11 protein-coding genes are annotated in these 11,704 nt (G+C 68.8%); 5 read left to right on the plus strand and 6 right to left on the minus strand.

Features of this window, described 5'->3' with window-relative positions; genetic code table 11:
* The first annotated feature begins 6 nt into the window (after positions 1-6).
* Positions 7-624, plus strand: coding sequence for an amino-acid N-acetyltransferase (locus tag ACFYSH_RS27150; RefSeq protein WP_359469299.1), 618 nt, complete (start codon positions 7-9; stop codon positions 622-624).
* A 145-nt stretch (positions 625-769) separates the two neighbouring features.
* Positions 770-1,105, plus strand: coding sequence for an Lsr2 family protein (locus ACFYSH_RS27155; RefSeq protein WP_351279859.1), 336 nt, complete (start codon positions 770-772; stop codon positions 1,103-1,105).
* Here the strand turns inward: ACFYSH_RS27155 and ACFYSH_RS27160 are convergent.
* A complete protein-coding gene (locus tag ACFYSH_RS27160; RefSeq protein ID WP_388755951.1) occupies positions 1,084-1,665 on the minus strand; it encodes an SCO3374 family protein in 582 nt (193 codons plus the stop codon). The genes ACFYSH_RS27155 and ACFYSH_RS27160 overlap by 22 nt on opposite strands.
* Before the next feature lie 440 nt (positions 1,666-2,105).
* Between ACFYSH_RS27160 and ACFYSH_RS27165 the strand changes: the two genes are divergently transcribed.
* Positions 2,106-4,631 (plus strand): ATP-dependent Clp protease ATP-binding subunit, encoded by a 2,526-nt coding sequence (locus tag ACFYSH_RS27165; protein ID WP_359469304.1) that lies wholly within the window; start codon positions 2,106-2,108, stop codon positions 4,629-4,631.
* A gap of 569 nt (positions 4,632-5,200) precedes the next feature.
* Entirely contained in the window at positions 5,201-5,923 is a 723-nt protein-coding gene (locus tag ACFYSH_RS27170; protein ID WP_388755954.1) for a M23 family metallopeptidase, read from the plus strand.
* Positions 5,924-5,940: 17 nt separating this feature from the next.
* Here the strand turns inward: ACFYSH_RS27170 and ACFYSH_RS27175 are convergent, their stop codons facing one another.
* Complete coding sequence (locus tag ACFYSH_RS27175) at positions 5,941-6,531, minus strand: helix-turn-helix domain-containing protein (RefSeq protein ID WP_359469309.1); 591 nt, start codon at positions 6,529-6,531, stop codon at positions 5,941-5,943.
* 135 nt (positions 6,532-6,666) lie between these two features.
* On the opposite strand from ACFYSH_RS27175, the gene ACFYSH_RS27180 reads away from it, so the two are divergent.
* Positions 6,667-8,304: an MDR family MFS transporter gene (locus ACFYSH_RS27180; protein WP_359469312.1), complete on the plus strand. Its 1,638-nt coding sequence runs from the start codon at positions 6,667-6,669 to the stop codon at positions 8,302-8,304.
* 58 nt (positions 8,305-8,362) lie between these two features.
* On the opposite strand, the gene cseC is transcribed toward ACFYSH_RS27180, so the two are convergent.
* The 4 genes from cseC to ACFYSH_RS27200 are packed head-to-tail and all read right to left on the minus strand — an operon-like array spanning position 8,363 to position 11,677.
* Positions 8,363-9,688: a two-component system sensor histidine kinase CseC gene (cseC, locus tag ACFYSH_RS27185; protein WP_359469315.1), complete on the minus strand. Its 1,326-nt coding sequence runs from the start codon at positions 9,686-9,688 to the stop codon at positions 8,363-8,365.
* Positions 9,685-10,395, minus strand: a complete 711-nt coding sequence (gene cseB / locus ACFYSH_RS27190) for a two-component system response regulator CseB (RefSeq protein ID WP_359469319.1) — start codon at positions 10,393-10,395, stop codon at positions 9,685-9,687. The genes cseC and cseB overlap by 4 nt, the downstream gene beginning before the upstream one ends.
* An 11-nt stretch (positions 10,396-10,406) precedes the next feature.
* Positions 10,407-11,105, minus strand: a complete 699-nt coding sequence (locus ACFYSH_RS27195) for a hypothetical protein (RefSeq protein ID WP_388755959.1) — start codon at positions 11,103-11,105, stop codon at positions 10,407-10,409.
* Complete coding sequence (locus tag ACFYSH_RS27200; RefSeq protein WP_359469374.1) at positions 11,093-11,677, minus strand: SigE family RNA polymerase sigma factor; 585 nt, start codon at positions 11,675-11,677, stop codon at positions 11,093-11,095. The genes ACFYSH_RS27195 and ACFYSH_RS27200 overlap by 13 nt, the downstream gene beginning before the upstream one ends.
* Between the last annotated feature and the right edge of the window lie 27 nt (positions 11,678-11,704).

The following is an 11,704-nucleotide window of genomic DNA, read 5'->3' on the forward strand; positions in this document are numbered from 1 at the left end:
CGGAGGATGTCCACAGAGCAGTCGCAAACCGAGCACCGTACCGAGTCGCAAACCGGAGCTCATAGCGGGCCGGAAACCGGATCTCGCACAGATCTTCCTACCGGCCCGTCGGTGAATAGGCCGGCCATCACCGTCCGCCGTGCCAGGACGAGCGATGTGGCGTCCGTCCGTGGACTCCTCGACGGCTACGTCTCGGACGGCATCCTGCTCGACAAAGCAACGGTGACGCTTTACGAGGACATCCAGGAGTTCTGGGTCGCCGAACGCGACGAGGACGCCCGCGTCATCGGCTGCGGCGCACTCCACGTCATGTGGGAAGACCTCGCCGAAGTCCGTACTCTCGCCGTCGACCCCGGCCTCAAGGGTGCCGGAGTCGGTCATCAGGTTCTGGACAAGCTCTTGCAGACCGCGCGGTGGATCGGCGTCCGCCGGGTTTTCTGTCTCACGTTCGAAGTCGACTTCTTCGCCGCGCACGGCTTCACCGAGATCGGAGAGACGCCGGTCGACGGGGATGTCTACAGCGAGCTGCTGCGTTCCTATGACGAGGGTGTCGCCGAGTTCCTGGGTCTCGAACGAGTGAAGCCGAACACCTTGGGTAACAGCCGGATGCTTCTGCACCTGTGACCGGTGGAAGACACCGGAACCCTATGTCCGAATCGCGCATGTTTCCCGTCTTCTTGAGCTGCTGAACCTCTCCCAGGGGTTTGTGTTTTCCGGGGAAAAGCGGTTTCCTTTCCGCGTACTGCATTTTTCGATGAAAGGAAATCCGGTGGCACAGAAGGTTCAGGTCCTTCTTGTTGATGACCTCGACGGTGGCGAGGCGGACGAGACCGTGACGTTCGCTCTGGATGGCAAGACGTACGAGATCGACCTCACCACGTCCAACGCGGACAAGCTCCGTGGTCTTCTCGAGCCGTACGCCAAGAGCGGCCGTCGTACCGGTGGTCGTGCCGCGACCGGCCGCGGCAAGGGCCGCGCCGTCACCGGTGGCAACAAGGACACCGCCGAGATCCGTAGGTGGGCGCGCGAGAACGGCCACAACGTGAATGACCGCGGCCGCGTTCCCGCCGAGATCCGTGAGGCTTACGAGAAGGCCAACGGCTGACCTGTCGGCCGATGGGTCGGCAGGTGCGCCCTGACATTCGCGAGCCGGGCCCGGTGGCACTCCGTCGCCGCCGCGTCCACGAGTCGTACGAGATCGGGAGCATCCCCACCCCTGCTCCCGAGGCCGCCGAGGGCCGGGAGCGACACCTCCTGGTGCGATCCGGGGGGCCGCAGCCAGAACGCGGCCCCCGGCGAGCCCGCCGCCCCGCCACCCGGCGGCACCGGAGCCGCGATGTGTCCCCCGGGACCGATGGCGGACAGGTCGAGGGCGATCCCGCCCCATTCGAGCCAGTCGAGCAGGCCGGGCAACTCGTCGGCGCTGCCCGCGGCCACCAGGAGCCACATCCGCCGTCGCGTCATCGCCACGGGGCCGGTGCGTCCGATCCGCCGCAGCGCCGCCTGGCCTGCCGCCGCCGGCAGCTCCAGAACGTCGAAGCGCAGCCCCGTCAGGAGCCGCAGCGGCGACGTGCCCGCTGTGGCCCAGCCGAGCTCGCGGACGTACCACTGCGCGCAGTCGTCGGATGCCGGCGACGGGCGGGGAGGCGGGACGAGGGAAGCCATGTCCGATGAACCGCCGAACCGGCCCCGGAGTTACGCACCGTTGGTGACCGACTGCTCCGCGTGTTCGGTGAGGGGGCGTGCGGGAGCGCCTGGCAGCGCGAAGTTGTTCGCCCGTAGCGGAGGAAACGGGGGTGCGCCGCATGGACTGTCAGTGGGTGCGGGTAAGACATCCCTAGTGGGAAGGGGCGACACGCGGGCAAAAACGTCTCACGTTCGCCATCGGCGTACTGGCGAAAGGGCTATCTGCCTGGCCTGCGGGAACATCGTCTCGCACCATCGGGTTGGAGCAGTTGTCGGCGTTCGGGGCGGGGGATCCGCCAGGTAGCAAGGCCGGGTGTCGGCAGTTGAAATGAGCGGTCCCCGCTTGCGGGACTAAGCTGCGGAAGGACAGGGAGGGGACCGACCCCTTACTGCCTGACCGCTCTGAGGAGCGATTAACGATGTTCGAGAGGTTCACCGACCGCGCGCGGCGGGTTGTCGTCCTGGCTCAGGAAGAAGCCCGGATGCTCAACCACAACTACATCGGCACCGAGCACATCCTCCTGGGCCTGATCCACGAGGGTGAGGGTGTCGCCGCTAAGGCCCTGGAGAGCCTCGGGATTTCGCTCGAGGCGGTCCGCCAGCAGGTGGAGGAGATCATCGGTCAGGGCCAGCAGGCCCCGTCCGGGCACATCCCCTTCACTCCCCGGGCGAAGAAGGTCCTGGAGCTGTCGCTCCGCGAGGCCCTTCAGCTCGGTCACAACTACATCGGCACGGAGCACATCCTGCTCGGGCTGATCCGCGAGGGCGAGGGCGTCGCCGCCCAGGTCCTCGTGAAGCTGGGAGCCGACCTGAACCGGGTGCGGCAGCAGGTCATCCAGCTGCTCTCCGGGTACTCGGGGGGCAAGGAGGCGGCCACCGCCGGAGGCCCCGCCGAGGGCACACCCTCCACGTCCCTGGTGCTCGACCAGTTCGGCCGGAACCTCACCCAGGCAGCTCGTGAGTCCAAGCTCGACCCGGTCATCGGGCGCGAGAAGGAGATCGAGCGGGTCATGCAGGTGCTGTCCCGCCGTACGAAGAACAACCCGGTCCTCATCGGCGAGCCCGGCGTCGGCAAGACGGCGGTCGTCGAGGGCCTGGCCCAGGCCATCGTCAAGGGCGAGGTGCCCGAGACCCTCAAGGACAAGCACCTCTACACCCTCGACCTCGGTGCGCTGGTCGCCGGTTCCCGCTACCGCGGTGACTTCGAGGAGCGCCTGAAGAAGGTCCTCAAGGAGATCCGCACCCGCGGCGACATCATCCTGTTCATCGACGAGCTCCACACCCTGGTGGGTGCGGGCGCCGCCGAGGGCGCGATCGACGCGGCGAGCATCCTCAAGCCCATGCTGGCGCGAGGTGAGCTCCAGACCATCGGTGCCACGACGCTCGACGAGTACCGCAAGCACCTGGAGAAGGACGCCGCGCTCGAGCGCCGCTTCCAGCCCATCCAGGTCGCGGAGCCGACGCTGCCGCACACCATCGAGATCCTCAAGGGTCTGCGCGACCGTTACGAGGCCCACCACAGGGTCTCCATCACGGACGAGGCGCTGGTCCAGGCCGCCACACTGGCCGACCGCTACATCTCGGACCGCTTCCTGCCGGACAAGGCGATCGACCTGATCGACGAAGCCGGCTCCCGGATGCGCATCCGCCGGATGACCGCGCCGCCGGACCTCCGCGAGTTCGACGAGAAGATCGCGGGCGTCCGCCGCGACAAGGAGTCGGCGATCGACTCCCAGGACTTCGAGAAGGCAGCTTCGCTCCGCGACAAGGAGAAGCAGCTGCTGGCGGCGAAGGCCAAGCGGGAGAAGGAATGGAAGGCCGGCGACATGGACGTCGTCGCCGAGGTCGACGGCGAGCTCATCGCGGAAGTCCTGGCAGCCTCCACCGGCATCCCGGTCTTCAAGCTGACCGAGGAGGAGTCCTCGCGTCTGCTGCGCATGGAGGACGAGCTGCACAAGCGCGTCATCGGCCAGAAGGACGCCATCAAGGCCCTCTCACAGGCGATCCGCCGTACGCGAGCCGGTCTGAAGGACCCGAAGCGCCCCGGTGGCTCGTTCATCTTCGCCGGTCCGTCCGGTGTCGGTAAGACCGAGCTCTCCAAGACGCTCGCCGAATTCCTCTTCGGCGACGAGGACGCGCTGATCTCCCTCGACATGTCGGAGTTCAGCGAGAAGCACACGGTTTCCCGCCTCTTCGGTTCGCCCCCCGGTTACGTGGGTTACGAAGAGGGCGGCCAGCTCACCGAGAAGGTGCGCCGCAAGCCGTTCTCCGTCGTCCTCTTCGACGAGGTCGAGAAGGCCCACCCCGATATCTTCAATTCCCTGCTCCAGATTCTGGAGGACGGTCGTCTGACCGACTCCCAGGGCCGGGTCGTGGACTTCAAGAACACGGTCATCATCATGACGACCAACCTCGGGACCCGGGACATCTCGAAGGGCTTCAACCTGGGCTTCGCCGCCCAGGGCGACGTCAAGACGAACTACGAGCGGATGAAGGTCAAGGTCAACGAAGAGCTCAAGCAGCACTTCCGGCCCGAGTTCCTCAACCGTGTCGACGACACGGTCGTCTTCCACCAGCTCACCGAGGAAGACATCATCCAGATCGTCGACCTGATGGTCGCCAAGGTGGATGAGCGCCTCAAGGACCGCGACATGGGCATCGAGCTCAGTGCCGAGGCCAAGTCGCTGCTGGCGAAGAAGGGCTACGACCCCGTGATGGGCGCCCGGCCGCTGCGCCGGACGATCCAGCGCGAGATCGAGGACATCCTCTCGGAGAAGATCCTCTTCGGCGAGCTGCGTCCCGGTCACATCGTGGTCGTGGGCACCGAGGGCGAAGGGGACGAGAAGAAGTTCTCGTTCCGCGGCGAGGAGAAGTCGCCGCTGCCTGACGTCCCGCCGATCGAGCAGGCAGCGGGCGGCGGCCCGAACCTGTCGAAGGAAGCGTAGGGCGCGTAGCGTCTGAGCGTCGTAGGGGCTGCCCCGGACCGGTTTTCGGTCCGGGGCAGCCCCTTTGTGCGTTGCGGTGCGTCTCGATGCCCGGCCGGTGGCCCGGTCCGCCTGTTGTCCGCCCCTCCGGGGCGCAGAGAAGGCGTCCGCGGGTCCGGTTCGGGCGCACGGCCGAACGTCCCGAAGGGGACAGGCTTCCGGCCCACCGGCGGTGACAAGGCGCACAGGCCCGGGGAGGCCTACTAGAGGCATTAGGAGAACTGACGGTCATCGGTCCTGGGACCTTGGTCCTGCCGCGGAAGAGGCCTTCGGCGTTTGAGTCGTTATGCCCGTATTGCTAGACGGCGTCCGGTAAGGGTGGCTTTCGAGCAGGGGCTAAACCTGCTTCGCGGGAAACGCCGGGAAGATCGTCCGTCGCCGTCGGGGTGGTGACCGCGACGCATTCCCGTCCCCTCGGCTACGGCTTTTGATCGTAGATGGGGTGTTTGAGTGTTGTGTGGGGTTCGGGTTACCAAGGTGGAGCAAGCCCGGTCGAGCACTGGGTCCAGTCACCCCGGAGGTTCCCCCGCATGTCGAAGCGCGTTACGTTCCAGCACTCCGCCCGCCCGTCCATGTCCCGCGTCAGTGGCGCCGTCGTGGCCGCCGGCCTGGGTGCGTCGATGGTGTTCGGTGCGGGCGCGGCGTTCGCGTCCGGCACGACGGGTACCGCGGACACCGCGGCCCTCGCCGGCGCGGCCACCGCCGACTCCGTCGCCCAGCAGGCGACCGCCCAGAGCAAGGCCGCCGCGATGGCGAAGGCCGACAAGGCCGAGAAGGCCGACGCCAAGGAGAAGGCGGCCGCGAAGAAGAAGGCTGCGGCCAAGAAGAAGGCCGCCTCGTGGGAGGCCCCGGTCAACCACTACGAGCTGAGCGCCACCTACGGCACCGGCGGCGACCGCTGGGCCAGCAAGCACTCCGGTCAGGACTTCGCGGTTCCGATCGGCACCAAGGTCGAGGCCGCGCACACCGGCCGGGTCGTCAAGGCCGGCCCGAACGGCGGCGGTGACGGTCCCGCTTACGGCAACGCCATCGTGATCAAGCACGCCAACGGCACGTACTCGCAGTACGCGCACCTGTCGAAGATCCAGGTCGAGGTCGGTGACCGCGTGAAGACGGGCGACAAGATCGCCCTGTCCGGCAACACCGGTAACTCCAGCGGCCCGCACCTGCACTTCGAGATCCGGACCGGCCCGAACTACGGCACGGCGATCAACCCGGTCTCGTTCCTGAACTCCGTGCACGTCCACATCTGACGAGTCCGGCGTCCGCTTCACGCGGCGCCGTCGGGCCCCTGGTCGTGGGCCCTGGTCACCAGCTCCATGGCGACCTCGAGAGCAGCCTCGCGCTTCTCCTCGGGGTCGCCTTCGGCGTCTCTGAGTGCCAACATCCCGGCGTGCATCGCGAAGAGCGCGGTGAAGCAGCGCACCTGGTCGGTGAGCGGGGCGTCGGGGTCCTTGATCAGGTCCACCAGGGAGATGACCCGGTCCTTCATGGTGTGGCCGATGCTCAGCTCGCGCACCGTCGCCTGGTTCTCCTGGATGAACACGAAGAGCGGCGCGGCGGCCCGGAGCGCCTCGCTGTAGCGGACCAGGATCTCCTTCTTGGTCTCCAGGGTGCGGGGCTGTTCCCGGCCCCAGGCGATGAGCTCCTCGACGGGCCGGTTCAGGTCCTCGAAGATGCTGACGAGGATGTCTTCCTTGGTCTTGAAGTGGTAGTACAGCGCCGCCTTGGTGACCTGCAGCTGCTCGGCGATCTCGCGGAGCGAGGTCTTCTCGTAGCCCTGCTCGGCGAAGAGTTCCAGGGCGACGTCCTGAATGCGCTGGCGGGTGTTGCCCCGGCGCGGCTGTGGCGTGCTGCCCATGCGACTCTCCCAGAACTTACTTGACGACCGGCTAGTTACGGGTCTACCTTCCCTCAGTGTAGTCAACTAGCCGGTCGGCAAGTAAGTGCCGGGGTGGAGGCCGACCAGGCCTTCAGGGGATCAGGGGAGCACGACATGGCGGAACTCAAGAAGGCGACGGCCGACGGGCCGGCCGAACCGAAGGCTCGCAGCGTCAGGGTGGTGGTTCTCGCCCTGATGATCACGATGCTGCTGGCCATGCTCGACAACCTGATCGTCGGCACCGCGATGCCGACGATCGTCGGCGAACTGGGCGGCATGGAGCATCTGGCCTGGGTGGTGACGGCCTACACCCTGGCCACGGCGGCCTCCACCCCCATCTGGGGCAAGCTCGGCGACCTGTACGGACGCAAGGGCGTCTTCCTCACGGCCATCGTGATCTTCCTGATCGGCTCGATGCTGAGCGGAATGGCCCAGGACATGGGTCAGCTGATCGGGTTCCGCGCGGTCCAGGGCCTCGGTGCGGGTGGCCTGATGGTCGGCGTCATGGCGATCCTCGGCGACCTCGTGCCGCCCCGGGAGCGCGGCCGGTACCAGGGCATGATGGCCGGGGTCATGGCGGTCGCCATGATCGGCGGGCCGCTCGTCGGCGGCGCCATCACCGACCACCTGGGCTGGCGCTGGAGCTTCTACATCAACCTGCCGCTGGGCGCGGTCGCGCTCGCCATGGTCACCGCTGTGCTGCACCTGCCCCGCAAGGAACGCTCGAAGGCCAAGGTCGACTACCTGGGCGCCGCGCTCCTCACCGTCGGCATCACCGCGATCGTGCTGGTCACCACCTGGGGCGGTACGGAGTACGCCTGGAGCTCCGCCGTGATCATGGAGCTCATCGCGCTCGGTGTGGCTGCCCTCGTCGGCTTCCTCTTCGTCGAGACGAAGGCCGCCGAGCCGATCATGCCGCTGCACATCTTCCGCAACCGCAACTTCAGCCTCATGTCGGTGGTCGGCTTCATGACAGGCTTCGTGATGTTCGGAGCGGTGCTCTTCCTCCCGCTGTACCAGCAGTCCGTCCAGGGCGCGTCCGCGACCAACTCCGGACTGCTGCTCCTGCCGATGCTGCTCGCGATGATGATCGTCTCGCTGGTCGCGGGCCGGATCACGACGAGCACCGGCAAGTACAAGATGTTCCCGATCCTGGGCAGTGTCCTGATGGTCACCGGTCTGTTCCTCCTCGCCACCATGGACACCGGCACCACGCGCCTCACCTCCGGCGTCTACATGGCGGTGCTCGGGGCGGGCATGGGCTTCCTGATGCAGATCACGATGCTCGTCGCCCAGAACAGCGTGGAGCTCAGGGACATGGGCGTCGCCTCGTCCGCGACCACCCTCTTCCGTACGCTCGGGAGCTCCTTCGGAGTCGCGATCATGGGCGCGCTGTTCACCGGACGGGTGCAGGACGAAATGGCGGCGCGCGGCGGCGGCGCGGTGACGGAGTCGTCCGCGCAGCTGGACGCTTCGAGCCTGGCGAAGCTGCCCGACGCCGCACGTGAGGCGTACGAGTACGCCGTGGCCTCGGGGACGCACATCGCCTTCCTGGTGGGCGGCTCCGTCGCCGTGGTGGCCCTGGTGGCGGCGTTCTTCGTCCAGGAGGTCCCGTTGCGCGGCACCGCGAAGCCGGAGGCGGCCTCGGGCGGCGAAGACGGCGCCGCGGCCGCGGGCGACGAAGGTGACGAAGACGGTGCCGGTACCGGACCCGCCGGGGCGGCCGCGCCGAAGAAGTCGCAGACCGTCTGAACCGTCGAGGCACACAGGGTGGGCCCCGGGGACGTCCCGGGGCCCACCCTGTGTGCCCTCAGCCCGATTCCGCCTGCCGCAGTACCGGGAAGCTCCCGGTGTTCGTCGGCGCGTGCTCCGGCAGCCACAGCACGGCGACCGCCCCACCCGTACCCCCGGAGCTCCCGGCAGGCCCCGCGTTGCGAAACGTCAGCCTGGCCCCCAGCACCCGGGCCTGCCCCGCCGCGATGGTCAGTCCCAGACCGTGGCCGCGTACGGACCTGTCGCTGCTGCCGGTACGGAACCGGCTCGGCCCCTCCCGCAGCAGCGCCTCGGGGAAACCGGGACCGTGGTCCCGGACCCGCACCACCCGGCCCTCGACCGAGACCTCGACCGGGCCGGCCCCGTGCTTGGCGGCGTTGCCCAGCAGATTGCCCAGGATGCGCTCCAGCCGCCGCGGATCCGTGTTCACCCAGGACTCGTGCACCACCCGCACCGCGATCTCCGGATCCAGCAGCCGGACCCGGCGGCCGACGAACTCTCCGAGCTGGAGCTCCTGCAGCTCGGCCCGCTCCGAGGCGCTGTCCAGCCTGGCCACCTCCAGGACGTCCTCGACCAGGGTCCGCATCGCCTGGGCGCGGTCCCGTACGAGCTCCGTGGGCCGCCCCGGGGGCAGCAGCTCGGCCGCGGTGAGCAGCCCCGTCACGGGCGTGCGCAGCTCATGGGCGATGTCGGCGGTGACCCGGCGCTCCGCCTCGATCCGCTCGTTCAGTGCGTCCGTGAGCGCGTCCACGGCCCGGGCCAGCTCGTCGGTCTCGTCCCGGACGACCCCGCCGACGGCCTCCCGTACGCGTACTTCCGTGTTGCCCTGGGCGACCTTGCCTGCGGCTGCCGCCGCCTTGCGCAGCCTCCGGGACAGCTGGCCGCCGATCAGGACGCCGAGCGCGCAGCCTCCGAAGACGACCGAGAGCGAGCCGATGACCAGCGCCCGGTCGAGGTCGCCCATGATCGTGGCGCTGTGGTCGGCGAAGCGGGTGTGCAGGGACAGGACGTCGCCGTTGGCCAGGGGAACGGCCGCCCAGACGTCGGGCACCCCGTCCGCGTACTCGTCGACATGGGTGGCGCGCCGTTGTTCCCGCATCTGGTCACGGAGGCTCGCCGGCAGCGACGGGTCGTTGATCTTGGCGCCGAATTTCGGCGACGGCTTCTGGGGACTCGTCGCCTCGTACAGCCGCTGGGCGAACAGCAGCCGCTCCAGCTGTACCTCGCGCGCGTTCTCCAGCATCGAGACGCGGGCCGCGTTGTGGACGACCAGGCTCAGGGCCAACGCGATGAGCGCGCCGACGGCGGCGATCGCGATGCTGATCTTCCAGCGGACGCCGGTCCGCAGTGCCAGCCGTCTCATGCGCGCAGCTTGTAGCCGAAGCCGCGGACCGTCTCGATCCGGTCCTGCCCGATCTTGGTGCGCAGCCGCTGCACATGGACGTCGACGACGCGGGTGTCCCCGCCCCATCCGTAGTCCCAGACCCGCTCCAGCAGCTTGTCCCTGGAGAGCACCGTGCCGGGCGCCGAGGAGAACTCCAGCAGCAGCCGCATCTCCGTCGGTGTGAGACCCACGTGCGCGCCCCCTCGGCGTACCTCCATGCCGTCGGTGTCGATCTCCACATCACCGAAGACCAGCACACCGCCTTCCTCGTCCGGTGTGCCACCGGCCCCGACTGATGTCCCGCCTGTGCCGGCGGCATGGCCGAAACGCCGCAGCACGGCCCGGATGCGGGCGACGAGCACCGCACCGTCGAACGGCTTGGTGACGTAGTCGTCGGCTCCGGCCTCCAGACCGAGCACCACGTCGATGGCGTCGGCCCGCGCGGAGAGCATGATCACGGGGACGGTCGACTCGTCGCGGATGCGCCGGCACAGACTGACCCCGTCCAGGCCGGGCACCATCACGTCCAGCAGTGCGATGTCCGGACGGTCCGCCCGGAATGCCTCCAGGCCCAGCAGGCCGTCGGGCACAGCGGTGACGGTGAAGCCGACCCGCTCCAGCGCGAGCTGGGTGGCCTCACGGATGACGTCGTCGTCCTCGACGAAGAGGACATGGGTATCAGCCATGCGAGCGGTCCTCAGTTCTGCGTCGTCTGCGGTGCGGGGAGTGCGCCTTCCCCGCTGCCGACGGCCCTGTTGAAATCGTTGTGCACCCGGTCGGTCTCGGTGAACCGGCCGGCGGTCCAGCGGTAGGTGACGACGTCCTCCCCGGAGGGGTAGGCGACCGAGTCCTTCGATCCGTACACCTGTGTCGTCACCACCAGATCGCCCCGGTCGATGGTGCCGTAGACCGCGGGCACCTCGGCGGCGAAGACGTTCCCGTACGAACCGTCGGCCGTCCGCCGGTAGACGTAGGTGCCGACTCCCACCGAGTCCCCGCAGGTCATCACGTTGACCACGACATCCGTCGCCGTGCCGTCGGTGAGTGTGCCGTACGAGGTGTCGACCGGGTACTCGTCACCGGCGCAGGGCTTCAGGTCGTCCTTGAGCTGCCGGCTCGCCTTCGGGTCGCCCTTGACGAGCATCACGGCGTTGACCCGCGGGGCCGGCTTCGCCGTCCCGGTGGGGGCCGTGCTGGACGGTGTGGCCCGGGCGACCTGCTGGGTGCTCGCCGCTCCCTCGTCGCGCGTGCCCGTGCCTCCGGCGGAGCAGCCGGCGCAGAACAGCCCGAAGGCGGCGAGCCCGGCCGCCGCCGTGCCCCCCGCCGCAGGACCGGCTCGCAGCCGCCTCCGGCGGCCGGCCGTCGTGCCCGTTCTGCTGCCCGTCAGGCCGCGCACCGCTCCCGCCCCCGCTCGTCATGACGCCTGTTCCGCTGCGCCGGTATCCGCGCCGGTACCTCCTCGGCCTCCCGGCTCCGGGCCGCACGGTCCTCCAGCTCCAGGCGCAGTCGTGCCAGGGCGCGGTGCAGCGTGCTCTTCACCGTACCGGGGGACATACCGAGCGCCGCTGCCGTCTCCTCCGTGCTCATCTGCTCCCAGTGTCGCAGCACGACGACGCTGCGCTGCTTCGGAGCCAGGACCCCGAGGACGTCCATGAGCAGGGCACGGTCGGCCCGCTGCTCGGAGCCGTCGTCGACGCTCGCGTCGGGAAGCTGCTCGGTGGGGACCTCGTCGAGCTTGCGGGCCCGCCACCACTCCGTACGCGTGTTGATCATGACGCGGCGCAGATAGGCGTCGGCGAGGGACTTGTCCGCGATGCCGTCCCAGCGGCCGAAGGTGCGGACCAGCGCGGTCTGCAGCAGGTCCTGCGCGTCCACGGGATCGGGCACGAGCCGACGGGCACTGCGCAACAGCGCGTCCTGCCTCGTCCGTACGTACTCCTCGAATCCGAGCACCTCGCCCTGCGCCATTACGACCGCCTCCGTCCCCGTGAATCC

The sequence above is a fragment of the Streptomyces sp. NPDC005791 genome (genome assembly GCF_042871485.1).
Classification (GTDB): domain Bacteria; phylum Actinomycetota; class Actinomycetes; order Streptomycetales; family Streptomycetaceae; genus Streptomyces.